This is a genomic window from Ruegeria sp. BHSA162 (assembly GCF_059613385.1).
The window spans coordinates 36,035-62,336 of record NZ_JBXWSK010000013.1; the positions used below are offsets into that span (position 1 = coordinate 36,035).

The 26,302-nt window shown below is 61.0% G+C and carries 30 protein-coding genes; 16 read left to right on the forward strand and 14 right to left on the reverse strand.

What is annotated here, in order from left to right:
* From secD to AC2FM5_RS06455, 9 genes are all read left to right on the forward strand, one after another.
* Window positions 1-1,662, forward strand: coding sequence for a protein translocase subunit SecD (secD, locus tag AC2FM5_RS06415; RefSeq protein ID WP_170438856.1), 1,662 nt, complete (start codon window positions 1-3; stop codon window positions 1,660-1,662).
* Between the two features lies 1 nt (window position 1,663).
* Window positions 1,664-2,632, forward strand: coding sequence for a protein translocase subunit SecF (secF, locus tag AC2FM5_RS06420; protein ID WP_170358702.1), 969 nt, complete (start codon window positions 1,664-1,666; stop codon window positions 2,630-2,632).
* Window positions 2,625-3,371 carry a TSUP family transporter gene (locus tag AC2FM5_RS06425; protein ID WP_496734529.1) on the forward strand — a complete coding sequence of 249 codons (747 nt, stop codon included), beginning with the start codon at window positions 2,625-2,627 and terminating at the stop codon, window positions 3,369-3,371. The genes secF and AC2FM5_RS06425 overlap by 8 nt, the downstream gene beginning before the upstream one ends.
* 8 nt (window positions 3,372-3,379) lie before the next feature.
* Window positions 3,380-3,733, forward strand: coding sequence for an Mth938-like domain-containing protein (locus AC2FM5_RS06430; protein ID WP_170338015.1), 354 nt, complete (start codon window positions 3,380-3,382; stop codon window positions 3,731-3,733).
* Window positions 3,734-3,827: 94 nt separating this feature from the next.
* Complete coding sequence (gene ccmA, locus AC2FM5_RS06435; RefSeq protein ID WP_170358704.1) at window positions 3,828-4,442, forward strand: heme ABC exporter ATP-binding protein CcmA; 615 nt, start codon at window positions 3,828-3,830, stop codon at window positions 4,440-4,442.
* On the forward strand, window positions 4,439-5,095 hold the full coding sequence (ccmB, locus tag AC2FM5_RS06440; protein WP_496734532.1) for a heme exporter protein CcmB: 657 nt from the start codon (window positions 4,439-4,441) through the stop codon (window positions 5,093-5,095). The genes ccmA and ccmB overlap by 4 nt, the downstream gene beginning before the upstream one ends.
* A gap of 59 nt (window positions 5,096-5,154) precedes the next feature.
* Entirely contained in the window at window positions 5,155-5,928 is a 774-nt protein-coding gene (locus AC2FM5_RS06445) for a heme ABC transporter permease (protein ID WP_170372304.1), read from the forward strand.
* Entirely contained in the window at window positions 5,925-6,083 is a 159-nt protein-coding gene (gene ccmD, locus AC2FM5_RS06450) for a heme exporter protein CcmD (protein WP_005982370.1), read from the forward strand. Before AC2FM5_RS06445 ends, ccmD begins: the two co-directional genes overlap by 4 nt.
* Window positions 6,076-6,615: a DsbE family thiol:disulfide interchange protein gene (locus AC2FM5_RS06455; RefSeq protein ID WP_496734534.1), complete on the forward strand. Its 540-nt coding sequence runs from the start codon at window positions 6,076-6,078 to the stop codon at window positions 6,613-6,615. The genes ccmD and AC2FM5_RS06455 overlap by 8 nt, the downstream gene beginning before the upstream one ends.
* Window positions 6,616-6,623: 8 nt before the next feature.
* Here the strand turns inward: AC2FM5_RS06455 and AC2FM5_RS06460 are convergent, their stop codons facing one another.
* On the reverse strand, window positions 6,624-7,325 hold the full coding sequence (locus AC2FM5_RS06460; protein WP_170458683.1) for an SDR family NAD(P)-dependent oxidoreductase: 702 nt from the start codon (window positions 7,323-7,325) through the stop codon (window positions 6,624-6,626).
* Window positions 7,326-7,434: 109 nt separating this feature from the next.
* The gene (acnA, locus tag AC2FM5_RS06465) at window positions 7,435-10,125 is read right to left on the reverse strand and encodes an aconitate hydratase AcnA (RefSeq protein ID WP_496734537.1); all 2,691 of its coding nucleotides are present in this window, start codon (window positions 10,123-10,125) and stop codon (window positions 7,435-7,437) included.
* A 226-nt stretch (window positions 10,126-10,351) separates the two neighbouring features.
* Between acnA and AC2FM5_RS06470 the strand changes: the two genes are divergently transcribed.
* Window positions 10,352-11,053, forward strand: a complete 702-nt coding sequence (locus AC2FM5_RS06470; protein ID WP_496734539.1) for a DUF1223 domain-containing protein — start codon at window positions 10,352-10,354, stop codon at window positions 11,051-11,053.
* Between the two features lie 8 nt (window positions 11,054-11,061).
* Here AC2FM5_RS06470 and AC2FM5_RS06475 read toward each other — a convergent pair whose 3' ends face one another.
* From AC2FM5_RS06475 to purB, 5 genes are all read right to left on the reverse strand, one after another.
* Complete coding sequence (locus AC2FM5_RS06475; protein ID WP_170338026.1) at window positions 11,062-11,985, reverse strand: lysophospholipid acyltransferase family protein; 924 nt, start codon at window positions 11,983-11,985, stop codon at window positions 11,062-11,064.
* 118 nt (window positions 11,986-12,103) lie between these two features.
* The gene (locus AC2FM5_RS06480) at window positions 12,104-13,204 is read right to left on the reverse strand and encodes a flagellar motor switch protein FliG (protein ID WP_496734541.1); all 1,101 of its coding nucleotides are present in this window, start codon (window positions 13,202-13,204) and stop codon (window positions 12,104-12,106) included.
* A 66-nt stretch (window positions 13,205-13,270) separates the two neighbouring features.
* The gene (locus tag AC2FM5_RS06485; protein ID WP_480635575.1) at window positions 13,271-13,810 is read right to left on the reverse strand and encodes a tetratricopeptide repeat protein; all 540 of its coding nucleotides are present in this window, start codon (window positions 13,808-13,810) and stop codon (window positions 13,271-13,273) included.
* Window positions 13,811-13,911: 101 nt separating this feature from the next.
* Window positions 13,912-14,064: an adenylosuccinate lyase gene (locus AC2FM5_RS06490; protein WP_141138470.1), complete on the reverse strand. Its 153-nt coding sequence runs from the start codon at window positions 14,062-14,064 to the stop codon at window positions 13,912-13,914.
* 127 nt (window positions 14,065-14,191) lie between these two features.
* Window positions 14,192-15,496 (reverse strand): adenylosuccinate lyase, encoded by a 1,305-nt coding sequence (gene purB / locus AC2FM5_RS06495; protein WP_496734544.1) that lies wholly within the window; start codon window positions 15,494-15,496, stop codon window positions 14,192-14,194.
* 87 nt (window positions 15,497-15,583) lie between these two features.
* Here purB and AC2FM5_RS06500 point away from each other — a divergent pair, with 87 nt between their 5' ends.
* The 3 genes from AC2FM5_RS06500 (at window position 15,584) to AC2FM5_RS06510 (ending at window position 16,953) form a co-directional block, all read left to right on the forward strand.
* Window positions 15,584-15,916, forward strand: coding sequence for a hypothetical protein (locus AC2FM5_RS06500; protein ID WP_170358721.1), 333 nt, complete (start codon window positions 15,584-15,586; stop codon window positions 15,914-15,916).
* A gap of 112 nt (window positions 15,917-16,028) precedes the next feature.
* Entirely contained in the window at window positions 16,029-16,583 is a 555-nt protein-coding gene (locus AC2FM5_RS06505; RefSeq protein ID WP_496734547.1) for a hypothetical protein, read from the forward strand.
* A 10-nt stretch (window positions 16,584-16,593) separates the two neighbouring features.
* Complete coding sequence (locus tag AC2FM5_RS06510; protein ID WP_496734549.1) at window positions 16,594-16,953, forward strand: hypothetical protein; 360 nt, start codon at window positions 16,594-16,596, stop codon at window positions 16,951-16,953.
* 22 nt (window positions 16,954-16,975) lie between these two features.
* Here the strand turns inward: AC2FM5_RS06510 and AC2FM5_RS06515 are convergent, their stop codons facing one another.
* Entirely contained in the window at window positions 16,976-18,214 is a 1,239-nt protein-coding gene (locus tag AC2FM5_RS06515; RefSeq protein WP_496734551.1) for a bifunctional alpha/beta hydrolase/OsmC family protein, read from the reverse strand.
* A 237-nt stretch (window positions 18,215-18,451) separates the two neighbouring features.
* Between AC2FM5_RS06515 and AC2FM5_RS06520 the strand changes: the two genes are divergently transcribed.
* Complete coding sequence (locus AC2FM5_RS06520; RefSeq protein ID WP_170449565.1) at window positions 18,452-18,646, forward strand: hypothetical protein; 195 nt, start codon at window positions 18,452-18,454, stop codon at window positions 18,644-18,646.
* Between the two features lie 3 nt (window positions 18,647-18,649).
* On the opposite strand, the gene dddP is transcribed toward AC2FM5_RS06520, so the two are convergent.
* The gene (dddP, locus tag AC2FM5_RS06525; RefSeq protein ID WP_496734553.1) at window positions 18,650-19,993 is read right to left on the reverse strand and encodes a dimethylsulfonioproprionate lyase DddP; all 1,344 of its coding nucleotides are present in this window, start codon (window positions 19,991-19,993) and stop codon (window positions 18,650-18,652) included.
* Between the two features lie 123 nt (window positions 19,994-20,116).
* Here dddP and AC2FM5_RS06530 point away from each other — a divergent pair, with 123 nt between their 5' ends.
* Window positions 20,117-20,860 (forward strand): heme-dependent oxidative N-demethylase family protein, encoded by a 744-nt coding sequence (locus AC2FM5_RS06530; protein ID WP_496734555.1) that lies wholly within the window; start codon window positions 20,117-20,119, stop codon window positions 20,858-20,860.
* 37 nt (window positions 20,861-20,897) lie between these two features.
* On the opposite strand, the gene AC2FM5_RS06535 is transcribed toward AC2FM5_RS06530, so the two are convergent.
* The 5 genes from AC2FM5_RS06535 to AC2FM5_RS06555 all read right to left on the reverse strand — a co-directional run bounded on the left by AC2FM5_RS06535 (window position 20,898) and on the right by AC2FM5_RS06555 (window position 25,571).
* Entirely contained in the window at window positions 20,898-21,806 is a 909-nt protein-coding gene (locus AC2FM5_RS06535) for a hypothetical protein (protein WP_342355356.1), read from the reverse strand.
* Between the two features lie 198 nt (window positions 21,807-22,004).
* Window positions 22,005-22,799 carry a lytic murein transglycosylase gene (locus AC2FM5_RS06540; RefSeq protein WP_170458696.1) on the reverse strand — a complete coding sequence of 265 codons (795 nt, stop codon included), beginning with the start codon at window positions 22,797-22,799 and terminating at the stop codon, window positions 22,005-22,007.
* A gap of 16 nt (window positions 22,800-22,815) precedes the next feature.
* Complete coding sequence (locus AC2FM5_RS06545) at window positions 22,816-23,652, reverse strand: amino acid ABC transporter substrate-binding protein (RefSeq protein WP_496734558.1); 837 nt, start codon at window positions 23,650-23,652, stop codon at window positions 22,816-22,818.
* Between the two features lie 142 nt (window positions 23,653-23,794).
* A complete protein-coding gene (gene glnA, locus AC2FM5_RS06550; protein WP_093962421.1) occupies window positions 23,795-25,201 on the reverse strand; it encodes a type I glutamate--ammonia ligase in 1,407 nt (468 codons plus the stop codon).
* Window positions 25,202-25,232: 31 nt separating this feature from the next.
* The gene (locus AC2FM5_RS06555) at window positions 25,233-25,571 is read right to left on the reverse strand and encodes a P-II family nitrogen regulator (protein ID WP_093962420.1); all 339 of its coding nucleotides are present in this window, start codon (window positions 25,569-25,571) and stop codon (window positions 25,233-25,235) included.
* 196 nt (window positions 25,572-25,767) lie between these two features.
* Between AC2FM5_RS06555 and AC2FM5_RS06560 the strand changes: the two genes are divergently transcribed.
* A partial coding sequence (locus AC2FM5_RS06560; protein WP_496734561.1) for an NAD(P)H-hydrate epimerase occupies window positions 25,768-26,302 on the forward strand: 535 nt, incomplete at its 3' end.

The window sequence follows — 26,302 nt, forward strand, 5'->3', positions numbered from 1 at the left end:
ATGCTGCAAATTGATACCTGGAAACGGGTCCTGATCTGGCTGGTCTGCGTGGTTGGCCTGCTGATGGCCCTGCCGAACGCGTTTTACACGCGGGTCGAACAATCGAACGACGCCAAGGCCGCCATCGAACTGGGCATCGACACGCCCGAGATGCAGGCGCAAGCGGGGCAATGGCCCGATTGGCTGCCGTCGTCATTGGTCAACCTGGGGCTTGATCTTCGCGGTGGGGCGCATCTGTTGGCCGAAGTTCAGGTTGGCGATGTCTACGAGACCCGGATGGAGGCCATGTGGCCAGAAGTTCGTGATGCCCTGCGGGACGAACGGGCGACGGTCGGAACCATCCGCCGTCAACCCTCGGCCCCGGACGAGATTCGCGTTCGCATCAGCCAGCCGGACGGGATGCCAAGCGCTCTGGAAGCGGTGCGCGGGCTGGCCCGTCAGGTGCAGACGCTGACCGGCGTCGGTGCCACGGACATCGAAGTCAGCGCCGACGGCGACACCCTGATCGTAAAACTGTCCGAGGCGGAGAAACTTTCCTCGGATGATCGAACGGTGCGTCAGGCTCTGGAAATCGTGCGCCGCCGGATCGACGAGGTTGGCACTCGTGAGCCGACCATCCAGCGTCAGGGCACCGACAGGATCCTGATTCAGGTGCCCGGGATCGGCAGTGCCAGCGAGTTGAAGGACATCATCGGTACCACGGCACAACTGACCTTCAATCCGGTCGTGGCCCGCGGCACCGATCCGGACGTCGTGCCCGGCGTCGGTGAAGAGGTCGTGCCGTCGATCGACGAAAACGGCGTGTACTACACCATCGAATCCGCACCCGTCGTGACGGGCGAGGAATTGGTCGACGCACAGCCTTCATTCGATCAGAACGGACGCCCGGCGGTCAGCTTCCGGTTCAACACATCCGGCGCCCGCAAATTCGGCGATTACACCCGTGACAATATCGGTGCTCCGTTTGCGATCGTGCTGGATGACGAGGTGATCTCGGCTCCGGTGATCCAAAGCCATATCCCCGGCGGTTCCGGCATCATCACCGGCAACTTCACCGTCGAAGAAAGCACGAACCTTGCTGTTCTGCTGCGTGCAGGCGCGCTGCCGGCGGGACTTGAGTTCCTCGAAGAACGTACGATCGGCCCCGAACTGGGCCAGGACAGCATCGACGCGGGTAAGGTCGCCACCACAGTCGCTTTTGCAGCGGTCTTGATCTTCATGGCGCTCAGCTATGGTCTTTTCGGCATCTTCGCCAACATCGCTTTGCTGATTAACGTCGGGCTGATCTTTGGGCTGTTGTCACTGATTGGCGCGACACTGACGTTGCCGGGCATTGCCGGGATCGTGTTGACGGTCGGTATGGCGGTGGATGCCAATGTGCTGATCTTCGAACGTATTCGAGAAGAGCTGAAATCGGCCAAAGGTCCTGCTCGGGCAATCGACCTGGGCTATGAAAAGGCCCTGTCGGCCATTCTGGATGCCAACATCACGACTTTCATCACCGCCGTTATCCTGTTCGCCATCGGCAGTGGCCCGGTTCGCGGCTTTGCCATCACGCTTGGCCTGGGCATTTTGACGTCGGTCTTCACCGCGATCTTCGTGACGCGACTGATGATCATCATGTGGTTCGAACGGCGCCGCCCGAAAACGATCGAGGTTTGACATGAGACTGAAACTTGTACCCGAAAACACCTCGTTCGATTTCTTCAGCCGCTGGAAGGTCTGGCTGGGCATTTCGGGCCTGATGATGGTCATCGCATTCGCTTCGTTCATGCTCCAAGGTTTGAACTTCGGGATCGACTTCCGGGGCGGTACCACGATCCGGACCCAGAGCACGCAGGAATTGGATGTCGGTGTTTACCGCGACGCCATTGCGCCGCTGGGCCTCGGGGATGTCACCATCACCGAAATCTTCGACCCGACATTCGGGCCTGATGAGAACGTGGCAATGATCCGCATTCAAGCGCAGGACGGTGCCGAATCTGTCACGGCCGAAACCATCGCGGCAGTCGAAGGCGCCTTGCAGGCTGTAATCCCAGATATCCAGTTCGTTTCGGTGGAATCCGTGGGCCCGAAAGTATCGGGCGAGCTGATCCAAACAGCCGTGATTGCTGTGGTTCTGGCGATCGGAGCGGTGCTGGTCTACATCTGGCTGCGGTTCGAATGGCAGTTCGCGTTGGGGGCGGTCGCCGCGCTGGTGCATGACGTGTTGCTGACGATCGGTATTTTTTCCGAGCTGCAGATCCGCTTCGACCTCGCGATTATCGCCGCGCTTCTGACAATCGTCGGTTACTCGCTGAACGATACCGTGGTCGTATTCGACCGGGTGCGTGAGAACCTGCGTAAATACAAGAAGAAGGACCTGAAAGAGGTGCTGAACCTCTCGATCAATGAAACGCTCAGCCGAACCGTCATGACCTCGGTCACCACGTTGCTGGCGCTTGTCTCGCTGTATGTGCTCGGCGGTGACGTGATCCGCGGGTTCGTCTTCGCGATGATCTGGGGCGTGATCGTAGGGACCTATTCGTCGGTTTTCGTGGCCTCGACCATCCTGCTGTGGCTGGGGGTCAAACGCGATTGGTCCAAGCCATCGAACACGGCCGGCAACCAGTTTGCCAATATTGATGCCTGATGTGTTCGGCCAATCCCCAACGGGATTGGCTGTCATCATTTTTGCAGCCCTCGCGGGTGGAATCGTTCGAGGGTTTTCCGGGTTCGGCACCGCGCTGATCTTTCTGCCGCTGTCGACGCCTTATCTTGGTCCGTTCGGGGCTTTGATCGCGTTGACCTGCATGGATGTCTTCGGGCCACTTCCCAATCTGCGCCGCGCCTGGGTTGATGTCGACAAACGCGATCTCGTGCGACTTGTCGTCGGGTGTGCACTTTTGCTGCCGGTCGGACTGTCGATATTGACCCGAGTCCAGCCTGAGGTTTTTCGCTACGCCGTCAGCCTCGTGACCCTGTTCATGCTGGTCGTGCTGGTTTCGGGGCTGCGGTACAACGGCGCAGTCCGGCGCAACATGGTAACTGCCATCGGCGCTGCGGCCGGCTTTTTGGGGGGCGTTGCAGGCATTCCGGGTCCGGCGGTAATCCTGTTCTACATGTCTCGCCCGTTGCCTGTGGCAGTTGTTCGGGCCACCATCCTGCTGTTCCTTCTGGCCTTTGATTTTCTGATCTTCGGATATCTCGCTGCGTTCGGGCAATTGGCCTGGTCCACGGTTGGGCTAGGGCTGGCGCTTGCCGTTCCGAATCTGGCAGGAAATTGGCTGGGCGGCTGGATGTTTCAGCCTGCCAGGGAACAGGTCTACCGCGTGATCGCGTATGCAGTCATCGCTGCTGCGGCCTTGTCGGGCTTGCCGCTTTGGGGATAGAAGATCACATGCGTCTGAACGAGATCACATATACCAACGCAGTTCCGATTGATGGCTATGGGCCGGGATTTTTTCGGATAGGCGGCGAGGTTCACGAAGGCAGTGTTCTGACAGGCCCCGGAGGGACCGGACCTTGGGGCGGTTTTGCGGACAGCGAGAGCCTTCTAGGGCTGGCCAATCAGGTTGACGTTCTGTTCATCGGCACCGGCGCTGATCTTTCTCACATACCATCTGATTTGCGGTCGACCCTCGAAGAGGCCGGCATCGGGGTCGAGATCATGAACTCGCCCGCCGCCTGCCGCACCTACAACGTGCTTTTGTCCGAGGGGCGCCGTATCGCTCTGGCCCTGTTGCCGGTCTGACCGCTTCATCTGGCCCCTCACATCCCACCCCGCCAAAAGGCCCTGCGGCAAATCCGTCCTTTTTCCCCCGCAACCAATCGGATAAGCGGGTCTCATGACACTGACCGTGACCGACCTTGCCATCGCCCGAGGGGGTGTGCCCGTGCTCGAAGGCCTCAGTTTCGCGCTGCCCCCGGGCAAGGCGCTGATCCTGCGCGGCCCGAACGGGATCGGCAAGACCACCCTTCTGCGCACGCTGGCCGGTCTGCAACCGCCGCTCTCGGGCCGGATCGAGGGGGCCGAAGACCGGATCGCCTATGCCGCCCATTCCGACGGGCTGAAACCCACCCTGACCGTGACCGAGAACCTGACCTTTTGGGCCTCGGTCTTTGGCACGCGTGACATACAGCCGGCGCTGGAGGCCTTCGCCCTGAACGAACTGGCCGATCGTCACGCAGGCAACCTGTCGGCCGGCCAGAAACGCCGCCTGGGTCTGGCCCGAATGCTGGTGACCGGCCGACCGATCTGGATGCTGGACGAACCCACCGTGTCACTGGACAAGACCGCCGTGGCAATGTTCGCCGATGCAGTGCGGGCGCATCTGGGGCAGGGCGGCTCGGCCCTGATTGCCACCCATATCGACCTGGGTCTCGATGGTGAGGTCCTGGATGTCGGCCCCAACAAGGCGCGCCCCAAGGCGCTGGATGACTTCGACGGAGGCTTCCTGTGATCGCCCTGCTGTTGCGTGACCTGAAACTGTCCTTCCGCGCGGGCGGAGGGTTCGGCCTCGGGCTGGCCTTCTTCCTGATCGTCACCGTTCTGGTGCCGTTTTCGGTGGGTCCGCAATCCTCGCTGTTGGCGACCATCGCGCCGGGGGTGCTGTGGCTGGGCGCATTGCTGGCCTGCCTGCTGTCGCTGGATCGCCTGCTGGCACTGGATTGGGAGGATGGGTCGCTCGATCTGCTGGCCACCGCGCCGCTGCCGCTAGAATCGGTGGTCACGATCAAGGCGCTGGCGCATTGGATCACCACCGGCCTGCCGCTGGTGCTGGCCGCGCCGGTGCTGGGTGTGCTGCTGAACCTGCCCGGCCCCGGTTTTGGCTGGCTGGTCGTCTCGCTGCTGATCGGCACGCCCGCGCTCAGCGTGATCGGCACTTTCGGCGCAGCCCTGACCGTGGGGCTCAAGCGCGGCGGCCTGCTGCTGTCGCTGCTGGTGCTGCCGCTATACGTACCAACGCTGATCTTCGGGGCCGAGGTCGCGCGCCGTGGTGCCACCGCGATGGAGGTCCAGACCCCGCTGCTGATGCTGGCCGGGATCACCGCCGCCACGGTCGCCCTTCTGCCTTTTGCCAGCGCGGCGGTGCTGCGCATCAACCTCAGATGATTGGGGCACGTTGACCAATGTCAATTGAGAACGCCCCCGACTCGGACTAGATAGAGCCCATGTCGATAGCAGCCAAAGCCAACGCCCTGTGGGAATACGCCAACCCGCGCAAGTTCCTCGCCACCAGCGAGCGGGTCCTGCCGTTCTTCTGGATCAGCTCGGCCCTGTTTCTGGTCGTCGGGCTGGTGTGGGGGTTCTTCTTCACGCCGGATGACTACAAGCAGGGGTCGACCGTCAAGATCATCTATCTACACGTGCCATCGGCGCTGATGGCCATCAATTGCTGGCTGATGATGCTGATCACCTCGCTGGTCTGGCTGGTGCGCCGCCACCATGTCAGCGCCCTTGCCGCACGCGCCGCAGCGCCGATCGGCATCGTGATGACCCTGATCGCGCTGGCCACCGGCGCCATCTGGGGGCAGCCCATGTGGGGCACCTGGTGGGCCTGGGATCCGCGCCTGACCTCGTTCCTGATCCTGTTCCTGTTCTATCTGGGCTACATCGCCCTCTGGGAGGCGATCGAAGACCCCGACACGGCGGCGGACTTGACCTCGGTCCTGTGCATCGTGGGGTCGGTCTTTGCAATCCTCAGCCGCTATGCGGTGAATTTCTGGAACCAGGGTCTGCATCAGGGCGCATCGGTGATGCGCGCAGGGGCGATCACCGGCACGGACACCACCGAGAAGGTCAGCAACGTGTTTTTCTACCCGCTCCTGACCTGCATCATCGGATTCGTGCTGCTGTTCATCGCGCTGGTCCTGTACCGGACCGGCACCGAAATCCGCGCGCGGCGCATCAAGGCGCTGCTGGCACGGGAAAGGGTAAACGGATGATGCCTGATCTGGGAAAATACGCGGAAACGGTTCTGTCTTCCTACGCGGCCTCAATCGTTTTGCTGGTGGCACTGGTGGTTTTCAGCATCCTGCGTGGTCGCAAGGTCCGGGCCGAGATGGAAAAGATCGAACAGAGGATGTCGCGCAATGGCTAAGATCTCGCCGTTGATGATTGCTCCACCACTGATTTTCGGAGCCTTTGCAGTGCTGGCGGCCATTGGCATGTTCCGCGAAGATCCCAACGCGCTGCCCTCGGCCCGCGAAGGCCAGCCAGCGCCGCCCGTTGTTCTGGCCGAGTTTCCGGGGAAACAGGGGTTCGACGATGCAACCCTGCGCGACGGCCAGGTCAAGCTGGTGAACTATTGGGCCAGCTGGTGTGCTCCCTGCCGCGCCGAGCATCCGAACCTCGAGAAGCTAGCGCAGGAAGATATTCCGGTCTACGGCATCAACTACAAAGACAAACTGGCCAACGCCGACGCTTTCCTGAGCGAACTGGGTGATCCTTATGCCGCCATCGGGCGCGATGAAAATGGCCGCATGGGGTTGGACTGGGGCGTCTACGGCGTGCCCGAGACCTACGTGATCGACGGTGACGGCACGATCATCCTGCGGTTTGCCGGCCCGATCACCCAGCGCGTGATCAAGAGCACTATCCGACCCGCATTGGAAAAAGCCGCCGCGCAGTAACGCCGGGGTTAAAGGCGATACCCGCCAGAGACGGTCAGCACCTCTCCGGTGATGAAGGACGCGTCTTCGGATGCTAGAAAGCGAACTGCGCGCGCTATGTCCTCTGGTATCCCAACACGCCCCAGCGCTGTGTTCTGAACGAACAGGTCGGTCAGATCGTCGGGCCTTGGGGCTTCGGGGATGTTGATCGCGCCGGGTGCCACCGCGTTGACGCGAATGCCGTCCGGACCCAATTCTTTCGCCATAGCGCGGGTCCACAGGTTCAACGCGGCCTTGCTGGCCCCATAGGTCGCGGCATCGCGCGGGGGAAGTTCGGCGTTGACTGATGAGATACTGACGATCGACGCTCCCCGCTGCAGGTGAGGCAACGCGGCAGCCAGCAGCGCGGCCGGAACCAGCAGGTTGAGCTCAAGAATGGCCGTGTGGTCCTTTCGGCTGAAGCTGTCCTTCGGCGTGGCCTGAACCAACCCGGCATTGTTGATGATCACATCCAGCCGGCCGAACCTGTCGATGACGCGGCGCACCACGTCTTCGGGCTGACCTTCTTGCGTGAGATCACTGTGCAGGGTCAGGGCCGGTCGGTCATCGGGCAAGGGCTGCGGTTCGGTCTTGTGCCACGCCAGGGCGACGCGATGATCCACGGCCAGATCAACCGCGATGGCCCGGCCGATTCCGCGAGCACCACCAGTTATCAAGGCAACTTTTTCCATGCCCTCAACAGACCGCTTATCTGCACGGAACACAACGCGATAGTGGCAGACCTGAAACGAAAAAGGGCGCCCGTTCGGGGCGCCCTTGCGTTCTTGGCTTTGTGCCGGCTTAGCTGGCCTTGGCCAGGTTCCGCAGCACATAGTGCAGCACGCCGCCGTTTTCGATGTATTCGATCTCGGGCGCGGTATCGATGCGGCACTTGAGCGTGACGGTCTTCTCGGTTCCGTCCGCATAGGTGATGGTGCAGGGCACCTCTTGCAGCGGCTGGATCGTGTCCAGACCGTGGATCGAGAAGGTCTCGTCGCCTTTCAAGCCCAGCGTCTTGCGGTTGTCGCCGGCGGTGAACTCGAACGGGATGACGCCCATGCCCACCAGGTTCGAGCGGTGGATACGCTCGAAGCTTTCTGCGATCACGGCCTTGACACCCAGCAGCGCGGTGCCCTTGGCCGCCCAGTCCCGCGAGGAACCGGCGCCATACTGCTCGCCGCCGATCACGACCAGCGGAGTGCCTTCTGCCTGATAGGCCATCGATGCGTCATAGATCGAGGTCTGCTGCCCATCGGGGCCTTTGGTGTAACCACCCTCGACACCGTCCAGCATCTCGTTCTTGATGCGGATGTTGGCGAAGGTGCCGCGCATCATGACCTCGTGGTTGCCGCGGCGCGATCCGTACGAGTTGAACTCGCGTGGTTGCACCTGGCGCTCCAGCAGGTATTTGCCCGCGGGGCTGGTGGTTGCAAACGAACCAGCCGGCGAGATGTGGTCGGTGGTGACCATGTCACCCAGAATGGCCAGAACCTTGGCGCCTTCGATGTTCGAGATGGTGCCCGGCTGTGCTCCCATACCCTGGAAGTAGGGCGGGTTCTGGATGTAGGTCGACGTCGGCGGCCAGTCATAGGTCTCGGCATCGGTGGTTTCGACCGATTGCCATTTCTCGTCGCCTTTGAAGACATCAGCATATTTCGACTGGAATGCCTCGCGGGTTACGGTTGCCTCGACCAGTTCGGCGATCTCTTTCTGGGTCGGCCAGATGTCTTTCATGTAGACGTCGTTGCCGTCCTTGTCCTGACCGATCGGTTCCGAGGTCAGGTCGATGTCCAGCGTACCGGCCAGCGCATAGACCACCACCAGCGGCGGCGAAGCCAGGTAGTTGGCGCGCACGTCCGGCGAGATCCGGCCTTCGAAGTTGCGGTTGCCCGACAGGACCGAGGTCGCCACCAGGTCGCCCTCGGCGATGGCTTCCGAGATCTCTTTCTGGATCGGGCCCGAGTTGCCGATGCAGGTGGTGCAGCCGTAACCAACGAGGTTGAAGCCGACCTTGTCCAGATCTTCCTGCAGGCCAGCGGCCTCAAGATATGCGGATACGACCTGCGATCCCGGCGCCAGCGAGGTTTTGACCCACGGTTTGCGGTTCAGGCCCAAAGCCGCAGCCTTGCGTGCGACAAGGCCCGCACCGATCATCACATAGGGGTTCGAGGTGTTGGTGCACGACGTAATCGAAGCGATCACGACCTTGCCCGATTCCATGGTGTAGTCTTCGCCTTTGGCCGGCACTTCCTTGCCCATCGGGCGCTTGAAAGTGTTTTTCATCTCCTGGCGGAAAGCGGCCTTGGCGTTGGTCAGCGGCACATAATCCTGCGGACGCTTGGGGCCCGAGATCGCGGGAACGATCGTGCTCATGTCCAGGGACAGCGTGTCGGTGTAGACCGGAGCATAGTCCGCCCCACGCCAGAACCCGTTTTCCTTGGCATAGGCTTCGACCAGCGCGATGCGGTCCTCGTCACGGCCGGTGTTGCGCAGGTAGCGCAGGGTTTCGTTGTCGATCGGGAAGAAGCCGCAGGTCGCGCCGTATTCCGGCGCCATGTTGGCGATGGTTGCGCGGTCGGCCAGCGGCAGGCGGTCCAAGCCTTCGCCGTAGAATTCGACGAACTTGCCCACCACGCCCTTAGCGCGCAGCATCTCGACGACCTTCAGAACCAGGTCGGTGCCGGTGGTGCCTTCGACCATCTCGCCGGTCAGTTCGAACCCGATCACTTCGGGGATCAGCATCGAGATCGGCTGACCCAGCATCGCGGCCTCGGCCTCGATCCCGCCGACGCCCCAGCCCAGAACGGCCATGCCGTTGACCATGGTGGTGTGGCTGTCGGTGCCGACCAGTGTATCGGGGTAGGCGACTTCTTCGCCGTTCTGGTCGGTGTCGGTCCAGACGGTCTGGGCCAGGTATTCCAGGTTCACCTGGTGGCAGATGCCGGTGCCCGGCGGTACCACGCGGAAGTTGTTGAACGCGCTCTGGCCCCATTTCAGGAACTGGTAGCGCTCCATGTTGCGTTCATATTCGCGGTCCACGTTCATCTGGAACGCGCGCGGGTTGCCGAATTCGTCGATCATGACCGAGTGGTCGATGACCAGGTCTACGGGGTTCAGCGGGTTGATCTTCTGCGGATCGCCCCCCAGCGCCTTGATGCCGTCGCGCATCGCGGCCAGGTCGACAACGGCCGGAACGCCGGTGAAGTCCTGCATCAGCACGCGGGCAGGGCGGTAAGCGATCTCGCGCGGGTTCTTCCCGTTGTTGGCGCCCCATTCGGCAAAGGCCTTGATGTCATCGACCGAGACCGAGAAACCGCCGTCCTCGAACCGCAGCATGTTTTCCAGCACCACTTTCAGCGCGGCGGGAAGCTTGGAGAAATCGCCCAGGCCGGCCTCTTGCGCGGCGGGGATCGAGTAATACGAGATGGACTTGCCATTCACGCTCAGGCTGCGGCGTGTCTTGGCGGTATCCTGTCCGACTTTGATGGGCATCTGTGGCCTCCCTCTCAAATGACGTGGAATTGGGATTCGCTGAGCGGTATCTGCATCACCAAGGCCTGCGGTTCAAGGTCCAACAGGGCGGGTGCGGCAATTTTTGTATACCATTGCACACATTTTTGCGGATTGCCGCCGAAACCTGTCTCAAGAAACCTTGATTGGCGCTTGATCCGGTGGCGGAGTACACCGGTGCTTGCAGGCCCCGCAAACCGAGAGTGAAATGAAAAGATCAGCCCTGACCACAGTTCTTGCGTCCGTATTCCTGTCGGCGTCTTCAGCCTGGGCGGACAGCCCGGTGGTGGTCGAATTGTTTACCTCGCAGGGGTGTTCGTCCTGCCCACCGGCAGATGCGATCATGCACGATCTCGCCAAGCGCGATGACGTGATCGGCTTGGCGCTGCACGTGGACTATTGGGACTACATCGGTTGGAAGGACGAGTATGCCGATCCGGCGCATACGGACCGTCAACGAGCGTATGCGCGGCGCGGCGGCCGTTCGATGATCTATACCCCTCAGATGGTGATCAACGGACAGCAGGATGTCGTTGGCGCCAAATCCCGTGACTTGAACCGTTTGATCGACGCGCATTTGACCGCTGCGCCCACCGCGTCGGTTTCGGCGCAAAGGTCCGGGGACACGGTTACGGTCCGCGTTGCCCCGGTCGACCTCGTCGACGCGAAAAACTATGACGTCGTGGTCGTGCAATACACGCCCTTGCGCCACGCGTCGATTCGACGGGGCGAGCTGGCCGGACACGATCTGGTCTACGCGAATGTCGTTGAGGAATGGCACGAAGCGGGCCGATGGAACGGGTCGGCTGAACAGGATTTTCAGATCGAACTGTCTTCGGACCTGCCCGCGGTGGTTCTGATTCAGGGCACCGGCAGTGGCCCGATCATCGCCTCAACAAGGGTGAAGTAGAGGGCGGCTCAGGGCATGTCCTGAGGCTGCACACCCAGCCCATTCCAGGCTTTCCACCGTCGGTGAATCCAGAACCATTGGCCCATGTGTTTCCGCACCATGCCTTCGAGGTCATCGTTGATGAATTGGGTCATGGTCTTGGGGTCCGTATGCGGCACCGGATCATGCAAAACGATCTCGAAATCGATACCGTTGGCTTGGCGCACCGCGTAACAAGGAATGAGAACGGCATCGTATTTCATCGCCAATTCCGCGTTCAAAACCGACGTGACTGCGGGTTTGCCAAAAAACGTCAATTCTTCACCGCCATGGGCGTGCAGGTCCGATACGATGGCGATGATGCCGCCCTTTTTCAGGGACCGAACCATTTCCACCATGCCGCGCCGACCTTGTTCGAACATCGGCTCGCCGGTTTTGTGGAAGGCGTCGACATACATCTCGTTGAAATACGGATTGGCCATGCGGCGGTACAGGCAGCCAATCGGCTTGCCGCTGCGCGCCTGCAAAGCGATCCGCGCAGCAAGGTAGTGGCCGAAATGTGCGGTGATCATCATCACCGGCCGACCTTCGGCCACCGCTTGTTCAAATGCGGCGATTCCTGAACCTGATACTTTTGCGTTCTTCTGCCGTTCAGTGAAATCCTCGGGCGAGAAGTGTTCCATGATCGCGCGGCCTGCGTTGTCGGGCACCGCACGGCAAATGCGTTTGACTTCGGCTTCAGGCAGGTCAGGGCAGGTCAGTTTCAGGTTGCTTCGCACACGTTTGGTGAACCCAACTGCCGGGGCCAACCCGCGCACGATCGCCCCCATCGTCGCAATGCGCCGTTCATAGGGCAAAAGGCGCATTGCGCCGATCATGCCTTTCAGGAACAGGTTGGCGACATAGTATTGACCAAGCTCAAAGCGGCTCAGTTCCGACTTTTCGACGGGCATCGGGGGATCTCACCGGGTGTTGTGAATTGCGGATTCAGACATACAGCCGGCGCGCAACAACCACAAGCATTGTCCCGAGCCCTGGTTCTACGGCATCCGAGCCAGCGGCGGGCAGCCCTTAGTCCTCGTTGCCATCGGCGTCCGCTTCGACCAAGGTGATTGTGCCTGCGTCCACGAGTGTGCGGATCGCACCGACAATCTGGGTCATGGCCTCCTCTGCTTCGGCCTGCTTGACCTTGCCGCGTTCAGCAATTTCCTCGCGCAGGTTGTCGGCCATCCGTGCGGATATGTTGGACAGCAGATGGTCGACCGAGGCCTTGTCATCTTCGGTTCTTGCGCCAGCCAGAGCAGTTATCAAAACCGGCTGATCGACTTCGCGCAGGATGGCAGGCACATCCCGTGCAGCTATACGCGTGGCGATGTGCGCAAAGGTGAAGATGGACTTTCGAACAGCGCTGGCGAACTCAGTATCCTCCTCATCGAGCGCGTCCAGCAGTCCGTCACGCGTGGATGGGGGGGATTGGTTCAAGATCGCCCCGACGCGCGTGTCGGGTGAATCGGTGAAGGCCGGAACTGGGCGTTGATCGAGTTGCGCGGCCAGGGACCAGCCGATCCGCTCCACCGCCTCGGGCGTCACGTTGGCGGTTTTTGAAACGGCATAGGTAATCCGTCTGGCCACCGGCCCGGGCAATTGCGCCAACAACTGTGCTGCCTTCGCCGTTTCGAGCTTGGATAGCATGACGGCCGCAACTTCGATGCTTTCGGCCTGAGCCATACGCGCAAGGTCTTCGGCAGGGGTGTCACGCAGGCGCAGCCATGGATCGCCGACCTGGCGCACACCCGCGACCTTGCGCAGCCGGGCGGCGGTCGCCGGGGCAATCTTGCCATTTACCGCGTCCAGCGCCCCGGCCAAGCCGTGCGGAAAGGCAAGTCCGACGCTGTCCAGCGCATCTGCGAATTCTTGCGCGACCGCAGCGAGGGTCACGCGGTCTACCAGCCCCATCCGGCCCAGTTGGAGGGTCAGCCGTTCCTGCAGTTCGTCGGGCAACTCCTCCAACGGAAGATCGGCCCCCTCGTTCAACAGCAGGCGTACGATGGTGGCGGCCTTCTGGCCGGGCGTGAGTTGGCGAGGTACGACGCGAGGGGCGTCATCCGTCTGTTTCTCGGCCGGAGCAGAATTACCCGGTGCGGTCTGTACCAAAGCATGTGAATCTTGCATCTGCCTGCGGTGTCAATTTTTGTTCCGCAGGCAGATTAGCGAGAGTCGAGTAAAGAAAGACTGAACCTAGTAGCTGTAAGTCAGCCCCGTGCGGATCGCCTCGCGCAGAGACGCTTCGGCCCAGGTGCCTTCTCCTCCGCGTGCCTTGATCTCGCGCCATTGCGCGATGGCCAGTTCGGTTTTCCCTTCGGTGACATATCCCTGACCCATGTAGCTGCGGGCCAGAATGTTGTCAGGATTGGTTTCGATTGCGCGTTGGTAATAGGTTTCGGCCAGCTCGGCTTCGCCCATTTTGCGGTAGGTGAAACCCCAATACGTCAAAACGCGATCATCGTCTTGATCCATGACCCGCAACACGTTCTGCGCATTTTCGAACTGGCCGTCATAAGCAAGCTCGCGTGCGGCCAGATACAATTGCTCTTCGCTGAAATTGGTCTTGTTCGGCTTGACGCAACGGCCGGCTGCTTCGTCATAGACGCGGCCGAACAGGCATTTCTTGGTGGTGTTCGTCGGTTTTGGGGGGCTGCTGTCACCGCCGGCGGCACTGACCGCGGGGGCAAAGGCAAATGTCTGAAGGGCTAGTGCCGTGGCCATCAAAAGGCGCATTGTCCTACTCCGTTCCAGGGGCTGCTCGCAAGAAGCATAGTGCGTTCTTCAAAAAAGCTAACAGCCAATGGCTCGCTTTTATTCACAAGTAGGACAAGAATTCAGCTGCTGGCGTTTTTCACGCAGCTTTCCGAGGCCGAATCCCAAGTCGTACCGGGCGCACAGGATTGCGATTGCTTGCTGTGGCCTTGGCAGGCGAATGCGGACGAGGCGGACAGGGCAAGGGCCAGTGCGCAGAGTGTCGTGCGGATCATGATGGGCTCTCCTTGAACGGAAATTGCCCATTCAGCATAGCCGATTTTGGACGTTTCCGCAAAAGACAGGGGCCCGGATCGCGCAGCGCGACCCGGGCCCCGGCAAAAGCCGTTCCTGCGTCGAGGGTTACTCGCCGAACACCCGCTCGAAGATCGTGTCGACATGTTTGGTGTGATAACCAAGGTCGAATTTTTCTTCGATCTCTTCCTTGCTCAGCGCTGCGGTCACTTCCGGGTCGGCCAGCAGTTCGGTTTTGAAGTCCTTGCCTTCTTCCCAGACCTTCATCGCGTTGCGCTGCACCAGGCGATAGGCGTCCTCGCGGCTGACGCCGGCCTGAGTCAGGGCCAGCAGCACGCGCTGGCTCATGACCAGACCGCGGAACTTGTTCATGTTGGCCAGCATGTTGTCCGGATAGACCACCAGCTTGTCGATCACCCCGGTCAGGCGCGACAGGGCGAAATCCAGGGTCACGGTGGCGTCGGGGCCGATGTTGCGCTCGACCGAGCTGTGGCTGATGTCGCGCTCGTGCCATAGGGCCACGTTCTCCATCGCCGGGATCACGGTCATGCGCACCAACCGGGCCAGGCCGGTCAGGTTCTCGGTCAGCACCGGGTTGCGTTTGTGCGGCATCGCCGACGAGCCCTTCTGGCCTTTCGAGAAGAACTCCTCGGCCTCCAGAACCTCGGTGCGCTGCATGTGGCGGATTTCGATGGCGATGTTCTCGATGCTGCTGGCGATCACGCCCAGCGTGGCAAAGAAGGCCGCGTGGCGATCGCGCGGGATGACCTGCGTGCTGATCGGCTCGGGCACAAGGCCCAGTTTTTCGCAGACATGCTCTTCGACGCGCGGGTCGATATTGGCGAAGGTGCCGACCGCGCCGCTGATGGCGCCGGTGGCGATCTCGGCGCGGGCGTCGCGCATCCGCGACAGGTTGCGGTCCATCTCGGCGTAGAAGCGCGCGAAGGTCAGGCCCATGGTGGTGGGTTCGGCATGAATGCCGTGACTGCGGCCGATGCGGACAGTGTCCTTGTGCTCGTAAGCGCGGCGCTTGAGCGCGGTCAGCAGGCCTTCGAGATCGGCGATCAGGATGTCGGCGGCGCGGGTCAGTTGCACGTTGAAGCAGGTATCCAGCACGTCCGAGCTGGTCATGCCCTGGTGGACAAAGCGGGCCTCATCGCTGCCGACATGCTCGGCCAGATGGGTCAGAAAGGCGATGACGTCATGCTTGGTCACGGCCTCGATCTCGTCGATGCGGGCCACGTCGAATTCCACGTCCTTGGCTTTCCAGACGGCCTCGGCGTTTTCGCGCGGGATGACGCCCAGATCGGCCATCGCGTCGCAGGCATGGGCCTCGATCTCGTACCAGATGCGGAACTTGGTCTCGGGCGACCAGACGGCAACCATTTCGGGGCGGGAATAGCGGGGAATCATGGGCGGCGGCACCTTTTTCGGTTGGCAATGGGTGTTGGCGCGGGTGATAGACTCGCCGGACCGTTGGGACAAGGCAGGAGACGCGGGATGAGACGGTTTGCCCTGATTTTGTTGGTTTGGCCCGGAATTCTGGCGGCCGACACGTTCCGACCGCTGACGGGCGCGCAGATTCTCGACGCCCTGTCGGGCCGGACGCTGGCTTATGACAACGGAGCCACACAGGTCTTCGAGCCGTCTATGGCCACGCAGTATTTCTCGGGTCGACCCAGCTCGGGGCGCTGGGCGGTGCGGGATGACAGATACTGTTCGATCTGGCCACCGTCTGACTTTTGGGCCTGTTACGATGTTCAGTCGGACGGTACGCGGATCCGATTTGTGGGAGAGGCCGGCGATGCGACAGTCGGCGTATATGCAGACTAGGCGGCAACGCAGGTCGGGCGGGCCCCCTGAGCAAAACTCTTTAAAAACTGGACAAGCGCGGGTTGCATCGCTCATCCTCAGGACGATGACACTAACAAATAGAGATATCAGCTTGTTTAAGAAAAACCTTTTTGCCATCGGCGCGGCTTTTTGGGTCGGCATGACGGGTGCGGGGCTGAGCGATACGCCGGTCACCTACACCGAAGGGGGGCGTGCGCTGTTTCAGTTCGATGTCCCGGATTTCTGGATGCTGCGCACGGGCGGCCCACGCGATCTTGAGGATACACAACTGGGCGATACCCGGTCCGTAAGCCGGGTGATGGCTGCGCGCCCGGTCACAGATGACTCGGTCTGGATCGGGTTCGTTTCGCCGTTCGGCGTTGCCAGCATCGAGGACGGGGTCCGTTACTTGCAGGATGTCGACAAGTTTCTGGTGAAAAACCCAGAGGTGACAAGTGATGCGAACATGCGCATCGGCGGTTTGCCGACCCGGGTCATTCGCGGCACCGGCACCCGTGACGGGCGCGGGATCAACTTCACCGCGACGGTGATCGACCTGCCGCGCAACCGTGTTGCGGTTGTGGTGACCATCCTGCGCGACGGTGCAGATCCTGGCTATGTCGAGGATCTGAATGCCATCTTCGCGTCATTCCGGTCAGTGCAGTGAGGGCGTGAAAATGGCAGAAACCTTTTTGAAGCGATCCGTCATCGTTCTGGGGCTTGGGGCCGGGGGATTCACCCTCTCGGGCTGTGAAGGCGTCACGGTCGGTGTAGGATACGGATATGACCCGTTCTATGACTCGATGCTGTGGAACGACTATTACCGCAACGTGAATGTCGACATTGACGTGGACCGCCCACCGCCGCCGGGTAAACCGCCGGGTGGAAAACCGCCGCCCAAACCCAAGCCGCCAATTGCGAAACCGCCTGCGCGGCCCAAACCTCCGATCGCCAAGCCGCCGGCGCGTCCTAGACCGCCCGTGGCCCGCCCACCAGCGGCACGGCCCCCGATCCACAGGCCTGCGCCACGGCGATAGGCCATCCGGACCGGATATCGGTTCACGCCGGAGCCGCAACAGGTTCCGGCGGCAGCAGTTCGGTGGTGATATGCGCCGAATTTTCAAGCGTGCGGTGCACCGGGCATTTGTCGGCAATCTCAAGAAGCTTGGTCCGCTGGTCATTGTCCAGCGGTCCGTCCAGTCGGATCTTGCGGCGGAACTGGTCGACCTTTCCATCCCCCGCCAACCCCGCGTCCTGCGCGTGCACCTTGTTGTGACAGACATCCACGCTGATCCCGGTCAGGGGCCATTGCTTGCGTCGCGCATACATTCGGATGGTCATCGAAGTGCACGCCCCAAGCCCGGCAGAAACAAAGCCATAAGGCGACATGCCGCGATCAGTCCCGCCGTAAGAGGCCGGCTCATCCGCCACGGCATGATGGCTTGGACCTGATTGAATGTCCTGAAAAAAACCACCCGGGTCCACTTCGGTCACGCGCACCACGCCTTCGGGCGCGCCCGGCGGCGGGGCGGGCGGCGATAGCGGGACATAGCGCGATACCCAGGCCGCGATGACGTCGGCGGCGTATTCTGCATCCTTCGGACGGGTGATCAGGTGGTCTCCATCGTCCAGCGTAACAAAGCTTTTTGGGTGCTTGGCGGCCAGAAAGATCGTGCTGGCATTGTCGATGCTGACTGTTTCGTCGCGCGGCGCATGCAGGATCAGCAGCGCGGCCTTCAACTCAGCAATCGAGGGCGTCAGTTCGGATTCAGAGATGTCGCGCACAAACTCTCGGCCGATGCGGATGGGGCGCCCACCCAGCAGAACTTCGGCGCTGCCATCCTGTTCGATCTGGCCCCGCGCGTCTTCAAAGTGATGAGCCACATGGCCGGGATCGGCCGGGGCGCCGATCGTGACCACCGCCTTGACCGAGGGTATACCGGCCCGCGCCCGCAAGACCGCGGCCCCGCCCAAAGAATGCCCGACAAGCAGGTCAGGCGCCATGTTCCGACCCGCAAGAAACTGCGCAGCGGCGATCAGATCCTCAACGTTCGAAGTGAACGTCGTGTTGGCGAACTCGCCTTCGGAATGGCCCAGCCCGGTGAAGTCGAACCGCAGAACGGCAAATCCCATCGCTGCAAGCCGCGCGCTGATGCGCCGGGCCGCGGGAATGTCCTTGGAGCAGGTAAAGCAATGCGCAAACAACGCAGTTGCCAGCACCGGCCCATCGGGGAGATCCAGCCGAGCAGCCAGCTTGCCACCATCGTGACCGGAAAATGTGACGCGTTCTGTGGGCATGTAGGGTCCTCAGGCTGTGATGCTAAGCGCAATACTGTGAATAAGGCAGTGCAGTCTCAACCCTTGTGACAGGACCGTCACGGGAAGGTGAGGGCGCAGGCGGTGATCGTGAGGCGCCCTTTGTCAGCGCGTTGATCACAATTTGTGAAGTCTAGGCGAACAACAATTGGTTTTAATAATGAGTCAGAAGCTCCCATGTTCGGCCTAACCGAAACCAAAAGATCAAGGAGCGCGGAGATGACACATTCGACAAACGTGGCGCATTTCGAAGTTGCACAGGTCGGTACGGCGGTTGCCGTCTTTCTGGCCACGGCCATCGGATTTGCCGCCGGACTGCACTGGCCCCAAGACACGTTTTCGCCGGGCGCATCGGCAGAGCCGGTGCTTGAGGACTGGCACGGAAATGTACGTCGCTCTCACTGGAGGGATTGAGACCTAGTCGAGCCCCATAAGAGCGGCATCGAACGGGTAGGTGGTCAGGTTTTCGTATCCATCCTCGGTGATCAGCACCTGATCCTCGAGCTTGATCGAGAAATCGCCGCCGACTTCGCCCACGGCTGCCTCGACGCACAGCACCATGCCGGGTTCCAGCGGATAGTCATAGGCGCCGGGCACCGCCTTGTCGGGATAGGCCACCAAAGGCCACTCGTCGCACAGGCCCACGCCATGCATCAGGCAGCCGTATTTCTGCGCCTGGAACTTGTCGTCCAGCCTGTGGCAGTTGGCGGTCAACTCGGGGATCATCACGCCGGGCTTCAGCATGTCCATGTTGGTCATGATGTGCTCATGCGCATGCTGCATGGCATAGACCATGTCGGGCCGGGGTTTTTCATCCCCGATCCACCAAGTGCGCGAGATGTCGACGCAAATGCCGTAGCTGCCGATCAGATCGGTATCAAAGGCGATGATTTCATTCTTCTGAGTGATCCGCGGCCCGCATTCCTGAAACCACGGGTTGGTGCGCGGCCCCGAGGCCAGCAGGCGCGTTTCGATCCACTCGCCGCCGCGCTTGATGTTTTCGGCGTGCAGAACGGCCCAGATGTCATCTTCGGAGGTCTTGCCGTCGCCCACATGGGCGCGGGCGAACTTCTCCATCTCGGCCACGGCGGTTTCGCAGGCGTGGCTGGCGCAACGCATGGCAAGGATCTCGTCAAGGCCCTTGATGGCGCGGGTCTTTTCGGTGACTTCCTCGCCCTCCATGATCTCGAAGCCCTGTGCCTCGAGCGCGCGGAGGCCGTGCAGCATAATCTTGTCCACCGCCAGCCGAGTGTGGCCGGGGGCGTGGTCTTGCATCAGTATGCGCACCTCGTTGGCGAACACGTCCGCCTGTACGTCCACCTTGTCGCCCCTGTCGAAATAGAACAAGTCCGCGCCCGAGCGCTGTTCCCGCACCAGCGGGTTGAATTTCGACAAAAAGGGCGAGTTCTTGTAGTCCCAGATCACCATGTAGCCATCGGCGCACAACAGCACCGCCCGGAACGGGTTGTGTGTGTTCCACAGCTGCATGTTGGTGCTGTCGGTCGCATAGCGGATGTTGAGCGGGTCGAACATCAGCAGCCCGCCATAGCCTCGATCGACGATTGCCTGGGTCAGCCGTTTCCAGCGATAGTCGCGCATCCGGTCCAGGTTGGGCAGTTGCAACCCGGCGGCGGCCCATTCGCTGAATGCAAGTTGGGTGGGGCCGATCTCGATCCGGTCATTGTCGTTCGGCGTGCCGTCGCCCAGCGTCGCGCCGCGGCTGGGGTCGATCTTGCGGGTGTCTCGGTAGTGGTGGTTCACGGCGCGCCTCCCTGCATGCCAGTTCAGCGTGACCGGGCAGGGCGGCCCCGTCTGGGTGAATTGCGACGATTTGCCAGTCGCTTTTTGACCGACATGGCCTGTTTCGGGTGCTAACCCAAAGCCATGACAGTCATTGTGCAACAGACTCTACCCTACGATCCGACCCACCAGCGACCGCTGCCGGGAATCGCGCCGACCACGATGGACGACTGGTTGCATCGCGATGATGCCTTCGCCGCGCAGATGCGCCACCGCCAGCACCTGCTTGAAACCCGCCGGGACGACGTTCTGGCGCTGGACGCGCAGGCGCACCCGGCCGCCGTCGAGCTGCTGGACCTAGTTCTGGCGCAGGTCTATCCCGAGGCGGCCGACACCGCGCAGCGCCCGGATGGGGCCGCCGTGCCGATTGATCGCGACAATCCTTTGGATACGCTTTGCCTGCTGGCGCAGGAGGATTTCTGCATCCTGCAGAAACAGGGCGACGAGCATTTGCTGACCGGGGCCATCCTGTGCTTTCCCGCCAGCTGGCGTCTGTCCGAGAAATTCATGCGACCACTGATCGACATTCACGAGCCGGTCGACAGCTACGATCTCAACATCGCGCGCCGGGTACAGCGCCTGTTCGACGGGATTCAGGTCGGCCGGCCTTTGTGGCGGTTCAACGCGCTGTGGTATGACGACCCCGAACTGCACCAGCCCCGAAGCGCCAGCGCCCCGCGCGAGATCCGCGACCGTGGTACCACCCGGTATCTGCGCAGCGAGCGACAAACGCTTTTGCGGTTGCCCGAGACACGGGCAGTGGTGTTCTCGATTCACACCTATGTCGTGCCGGTCGAGCACCTGCCAGAAATGGAAAACCCCGCCTGATGGCGGGGCCTCCAAGGAGGGTCTTCTGGTAATTCAGTTACAGTCCGATCGCATTGGCGACATCGGCAAAGGCACCACTTGAGTTCAGCGATACGATGGCGACCGTATAGGCCAGGACCTGAGTGTTCAGGCGAAAGTCTTCGCCCCGGATGAGGTTCACAGCGGCCATCGACAGAGCGATCGGCGCCGACAGGCTGGCAACGGCACCGGTCAGGGCCCAGCTGGTCAGTCGCAACGCGTCACTGGGCCGGTCTTCATCGCCATCCGTCGCGGCCGGTGCATCGGAAACGGGAGCGTCGGCCTCGTCGGAACGGAAGGCGATGCTGAGCAATTGCTCATCGGTCAATTGAATGGGGCGCGGCGGCTTTGCCGGTGATTTGACGGCTTCATGGTCATCCGTTGCCGCGGGCTCAAGGCCCGCGAAAGGTCCGCTGACCGCCTCGAACGCTTCGCGGCGGTTCCGCTGCTTGCGTGGCATCAACGAGTCAAACGCGCCCATGAACTGTTCAATCGTCAGAACGGTTTTCGGCGACAACCATTCCACACGTTGCGTCGAGCAGATGTCGACCATCCGATACAGCATGACGACAAGCATCAACTCGGAGATCTCGGGGTCATCCACCAGGCCGGAAACAGGCGAGACCGAGATCACCAATCGGTTGCGCGGTCGTGCCGCCGATGGGCGCACCATGGTCTTCAGGCCAACCGTACGGTCCAGACGCCCATAGCGGTCGCTGGTCTCCCGGGGTTCGGACTCGAGGGTCAAACGGACAAGGTACTGGCTGGACACGATGGTTGCCTCGGTCTGGCTCAGCAGGGTCTTGCGTTCCACAAGATGCCCGTAGTCCTCAAGAGTTGCCACCACAATATGGCCGAACCGCTCCAACGCGCCGTTCGTGTCGCCGTTGAATTGCAGGCCGCCGTGGTATCTGTGCTTCGTGGTCACAGTCTTGCCCTCTGCCGTACGAATACTGAACCAACACTCTAGTTGGTGATGAGGGTCAAATTTTGACCATATTGCAAAAAAATGAATTTTTGCGACGATTGATTACGCTTTGGAAACCAAGAAATTAGAGCTTTCCGCCCGACACTGTGGCAGCAATGTGGCGGAATTGAGTGCGGCGGTCAGGTTGCTGACAAAGCCTCAGTTGTCGATTCGAGCGGCCATGATCGCAATTGATTTTTGGTAAACCGATGCGGCATTCCATTGCTGGATCACCGCAAAATTCGGTTCGCCGGGTTGATAGCCCCGGCCGGGTTTCCACCCTTTCTGCCGAAGAAAATTTGCGGTTGAGGCCAACGCATCCGTCATGTTGTAGAAGTCCACGCGCCCGTCACCCGTGGCGTCCACGCCATAGGTCAGAGCATTGCCGGGCAGAAACTGGGTGTGGCCCAACTCGCCATGTTTTGCCCCTTTTGTTGCCACCGTGATCGCCCCCTGATCGACCAGTTTCAGCGCTCCGATGGCATGGGGAACAAAGAAGTCGGACCGGCGACAATCGTAGGCCAATGTTGTGATTGCGGAAACAACCTGGCTGTCGCCCATGAAGTTTCCGAACCCGGTTTCCATGCCGTGAATGGCAATCAGAACACCAGCCGGGACACCGTACTGACGCTCCAGCGCCGCGTAGAATTCCGGGTTTCTGGCCTTGCGCTTGCGCCCCTGGGCCACGATCGTATCCGCCCCTCGGACCTTCATGAACTTGTCGAGGGAGTATTTGAAGCTTTTCTGCCCCCGATCCGCGGCGATGGTTCGCGTGGCGTATTGGGTTTGCGCCAGAGCCTGCAGCCCTTTTTTCTTCACTCCGGCTTTGCGCGCCTGCTTGGCAAAATCGGCCTTCCAGGCTTCAAAACCAGCGCCTGTATTCCCGCAGGGAGCGGACTGCGCCGCCATGGGTGCACTCAGTGCAATGAAAACGGACAGGACCGTAAGGCGCATGGGGACCTCCTGGAAATCAGGGCAGGGTGGGTGCGATAACGTACAGGGCTTTCAGGGCCTCGCTGGGTTCAATCCCGGGGAGTGCGGCGCGAAATATCTCTTCCATCGTGCCTTGTGCATACATCTGCGACAGGATCTCATCGACCATCAGGCGAAAGTCATCATCGCCGCGTGCAAGGGCCAGGCCCTGTTTTTCAATCGTCAGAATCTCCTGCGAGATTTTGAAGTCGTCCTTCAATCCAGCTGCTAGATAATTCACCAAAAGGATGGATTGGTCGGCGAAATAGGCGTCGATCTCTCCGTCCCGCAAAGCCTTGATCCCGTCGGGATGCGAGGCGAACCGAACGAGCTTTGCCTCGATCCCCGCTGATCCGAACGAGTTGAACACGGCTTCTTCGGTGGTCGTGCTGCTGCGCATGCCGACTTTCTTGCCGGAAAGCGACGCCATCGTGACTTCCGCATCTATCGGCAGCAAAACGGATGTTCCGTCTACGAAGATCGGGATCGAGAAATCAACGGTTTCCCGCCGCGACAAGGTTATTGTCGCCGCGCCGCACAACAGGTCGATCTGGCCAGAGGCGACCATGTCAAAGCGTGTATCCGACTGCACCGGAATGAATTGTGCGGTGAGGTCGTCCGCACCCAGTCGGCTGGCGATGGCTCGGGCAACTTGGTCGCAGACCATCACGGACAACCCGCCGGGTCGCTCCTTGTCGTTGATGAACGAAAGCGGGGCGGCATCTGTACGAAACCCAAACCGGATTTCGCGCGTTTCTTTGATCCGGTCGATCGTCTGCGCAGCAGCGCTTGAAACAAGAAGTGCAGCAGAGAGGGTCAGGGCGAGAAGGCGCATGAAAAATCCTGATAATTGAATTGATCTTCAGCCTAGCGGCAAAGGCGCCTGTCACAAAGGGAAATATCGGGGCCTTGCACCACTGAAAAGGGGCGCCCGACAGGACGCCCCCAAGGTCTTTTCATTGGACTTCCGACCGGGGTCAGCAGCTGTAGTACATGCCGTATTCGACCGGGTGCGGAGTGTGCTCGTAGGTTTCGACCTCTTCCATCTTCAGTGCGATGTAGCCGTCGATCTGGTCTTTGGTGAACACGTCGCCCTGCAGCAGGAAGTCGTGATCGGCCGCCAGACATTCCAGCGCCTCGCGCAGGCTGCCGCAGACGGTCGGGATACCGGCCAGTTCTTCGGCGGGCAGATCGTACAGGTTCTTGTCCATGGCTTCGCCCGGATCGATCTTGTTCTTGATGCCGTCCAGGCCGGCCATCAGCAGTGCCGCAAACGCCAGGTAGGGGTTTGCCGACGGATCGGGGAAGCGGGCCTCGACGCGCTTGGCCTTCGGCGATTCAGTCCACGGGATACGGACGCAACCCGAACGGTTGCGGGCCGAGTAGGCGCGCAGAACGGGGGCTTCGAAGCCCGGGATCAGGCGCTTGTAGCTGTTGGTCGACGGGTTGGTGAAAGCGTTCAGGGTCTTGGCGTGCTTGAGGATACCGCCAATGAACCACAGGGCTTCGTCCGACAGATCGGCATATTTGTCGCCTGCAAACAGCGGCTTGCCGTCCTTCCAGATCGACATGTTGACGTGCATACCGGTGCCATTGTCGCCTGCGATCGGCTTCGGCATGAAAGTGGCCGACTTGCCGTAGGCGTGCGCGACGTTGTGGATGACGTACTTGTATTTCTGCAGCTCGTCGGCCTGCTTGGTCAGGCTGTCGAAGATCAGGCCCAGCTCGTGCTGGCACGAGGCCACTTCGTGGTGGTGCTTGTCGACCTTCATGCCCAGACGCTTCATGGTCGACAGCATTTCCGAACGCAGGTCCTGCGCCTCGTCGATCGGGTTGACCGGGAAGTAGCCGCCCTTGACGCCCGGACGATGGCCCATGTTGCCCATCTCGTATTCGGTGTCGGTGTTCCAGGACGCATCGGTTGCATCAACTTCGTAGGATACCTTGTTGATGCTGTTCGAGAAGCGCACGTCGTCGAACAGGAAGAACTCGGCCTCGGGGCCCATGTAAGCCACGTCGCCAACGCCCGAAGACTTCAGGTAGGCTTCGGCCTTCTGCGCGGTGCCGCGGGGGTCACGCTCATAGGCTTCGCCGGTATCGGGTTCCACGACCGAGCAGTGCAGGCAGATAGTCTTTTCCGCATAGAAGGGATCGACATACGCGCTTTCGGTATCGGGCATCAGTTTCATGTCCGATGCTTCGATCGACTTCCAGCCGGCGATGGACGAACCGTCGAACATGAAGCCTTCCTCAAGGAAGTCTTCGTCGACCTGGTCGGCCATGACGGTCACGTGCTGAAGCTTGCCACGCGGATCGGTGAAGCGGATGTCGACATACTCGGCACCCTCGTCTTTGATCAGCTGAAGAACTGCGTCCTTGCTCATTACTATGTTCCTCTAGATTGCAGAATTGGTTTTACAGCGCGTCCGAGCCGGTCTCGCCGGTCCGGATGCGAATGGCTTGTTCAACGGACGAGACAAAGATCTTGCCGTCCCCGATCTTGTCGGTCTTGGCGGCCGACACGATGGCTTCGATGGCCGCATCGACCTGATCGGCATCCAGAACGACCTCGACTTTGACCTTGGGCAGAAAGTCCACCACATATTCCGCGCCGCGGTACAGTTCGGTGTGTCCTTTCTGGCGTCCGAAGCCCTTGACTTCGATCACGCTGAGGCCCTGGACGCCAACGTCCTGCAGGGCCTCTTTCACTTCGTCCAATTTGAACGGCTTGATGATCGCTTCGATCTTTTTCATCCGGGCTCACCTCGCATGGTTGTCAGAATGGCAGTGATCACGTCTAAGATCGGGCGGCAATGCGATTGCCGAATTGACCGTCTGCTGGTGAAGGGATTCTGGGCGGCGGGCCAATTTTTAGGCAAGTTGCACAAAAAGTAATCAGATTTGAATCGTGCGAGGGTTTCGGATGCCAAAACTGTTGAGTTCGTCCCAGATGAGGGCGGCTGAACGCGCCGCAATTGAATCCGGCCTTGTCACCGGCCTGGAACTGATGGAGCGCGCAGGTCGTGGAGTGGTCGAGGCCGTCTTTGAAACCTGGCCTGACCTCGCGGCCGGGTCCGGCCGGGCCGTTGTGTTCTGCGGGCCGGGCAACAATGGCGGCGACGGTTTTGTAGTGGCGCGCATTCTGAAAGAGTGGGGGTGGACCGTGGACCTTTTCCTGTTGGGCGACCCCGAGAAGTTGCCTGCAGACGCGCGGGCGAACTACAAGCGTTGGTGCGCGATGGGTTCGTGCCATGTGCTGTCTGATGACGCGCTCGACGCCTACGCCGCGGCCTGTTCGGATACTGTTCTGGCGGTTGATGCCTTGTTCGGAACCGGACTAACGAGACCGGTAGCCGGACTGCCCCGCACAATGCGTAAATTGGGCCAGTGGAAAGCGTCACTGTCGGAAGGTGGTTGCCCACGTGTCGTCTGTGTGGACATTCCCAGCGGCCTATGCGCGGACAGTGGTCGGCGTCTGGTGTCAG

Bases quoted from the DNA above. Each gene is read 5' to 3' on its own strand.
- secD (WP_170438856.1), top strand. From the start codon at position 1: ATGCTGCAAATTGATACCTGGAAACGGGTCCTGATCTGGCTGGTCTGC.
- secF (WP_170358702.1), top strand. From the start codon at position 1,664: ATGAGACTGAAACTTGTACCCGAAAACACCTCGTTCGATTTCTTCAGC.
- AC2FM5_RS06425 (WP_496734529.1), top strand. From the start codon at position 2,625: ATGCCTGATGTGTTCGGCCAATCCCCAACGGGATTGGCTGTCATCATT.
- AC2FM5_RS06430 (WP_170338015.1), top strand. From the start codon at position 3,380: ATGCGTCTGAACGAGATCACATATACCAACGCAGTTCCGATTGATGGC.
- ccmA (WP_170358704.1), top strand. From the start codon at position 3,828: ATGACACTGACCGTGACCGACCTTGCCATCGCCCGAGGGGGTGTGCCC.
- AC2FM5_RS06445 (WP_170372304.1), top strand. From the start codon at position 5,155: ATGTCGATAGCAGCCAAAGCCAACGCCCTGTGGGAATACGCCAACCCG.
- ccmD (WP_005982370.1), top strand. From the start codon at position 5,925: ATGATGCCTGATCTGGGAAAATACGCGGAAACGGTTCTGTCTTCCTAC.
- AC2FM5_RS06455 (WP_496734534.1), top strand. From the start codon at position 6,076: ATGGCTAAGATCTCGCCGTTGATGATTGCTCCACCACTGATTTTCGGA.
- AC2FM5_RS06460 (WP_170458683.1), bottom strand. From the start codon at position 7,325: ATGGAAAAAGTTGCCTTGATAACTGGTGGTGCTCGCGGAATCGGCCGG.
- acnA (WP_496734537.1), bottom strand. From the start codon at position 10,125: ATGCCCATCAAAGTCGGACAGGATACCGCCAAGACACGCCGCAGCCTG.
- AC2FM5_RS06470 (WP_496734539.1), top strand. From the start codon at position 10,352: ATGAAAAGATCAGCCCTGACCACAGTTCTTGCGTCCGTATTCCTGTCG.
- AC2FM5_RS06475 (WP_170338026.1), bottom strand. From the start codon at position 11,985: ATGCCCGTCGAAAAGTCGGAACTGAGCCGCTTTGAGCTTGGTCAATAC.
- AC2FM5_RS06480 (WP_496734541.1), bottom strand. From the start codon at position 13,204: ATGCAAGATTCACATGCTTTGGTACAGACCGCACCGGGTAATTCTGCT.
- AC2FM5_RS06485 (WP_480635575.1), bottom strand. From the start codon at position 13,810: ATGCGCCTTTTGATGGCCACGGCACTAGCCCTTCAGACATTTGCCTTT.
- AC2FM5_RS06490 (WP_141138470.1), bottom strand. From the start codon at position 14,064: ATGATCCGCACGACACTCTGCGCACTGGCCCTTGCCCTGTCCGCCTCG.
- purB (WP_496734544.1), bottom strand. From the start codon at position 15,496: ATGATTCCCCGCTATTCCCGCCCCGAAATGGTTGCCGTCTGGTCGCCC.
- AC2FM5_RS06500 (WP_170358721.1), top strand. From the start codon at position 15,584: ATGAGACGGTTTGCCCTGATTTTGTTGGTTTGGCCCGGAATTCTGGCG.
- AC2FM5_RS06510 (WP_496734549.1), top strand. From the start codon at position 16,594: ATGGCAGAAACCTTTTTGAAGCGATCCGTCATCGTTCTGGGGCTTGGG.
- AC2FM5_RS06515 (WP_496734551.1), bottom strand. From the start codon at position 18,214: ATGCCCACAGAACGCGTCACATTTTCCGGTCACGATGGTGGCAAGCTG.
- AC2FM5_RS06520 (WP_170449565.1), top strand. From the start codon at position 18,452: ATGACACATTCGACAAACGTGGCGCATTTCGAAGTTGCACAGGTCGGT.
- AC2FM5_RS06530 (WP_496734555.1), top strand. From the start codon at position 20,117: ATGACAGTCATTGTGCAACAGACTCTACCCTACGATCCGACCCACCAG.
- AC2FM5_RS06540 (WP_170458696.1), bottom strand. From the start codon at position 22,799: ATGCGCCTTACGGTCCTGTCCGTTTTCATTGCACTGAGTGCACCCATG.
- AC2FM5_RS06545 (WP_496734558.1), bottom strand. From the start codon at position 23,652: ATGCGCCTTCTCGCCCTGACCCTCTCTGCTGCACTTCTTGTTTCAAGC.
- glnA (WP_093962421.1), bottom strand. From the start codon at position 25,201: ATGAGCAAGGACGCAGTTCTTCAGCTGATCAAAGACGAGGGTGCCGAG.
- AC2FM5_RS06555 (WP_093962420.1), bottom strand. From the start codon at position 25,571: ATGAAAAAGATCGAAGCGATCATCAAGCCGTTCAAATTGGACGAAGTG.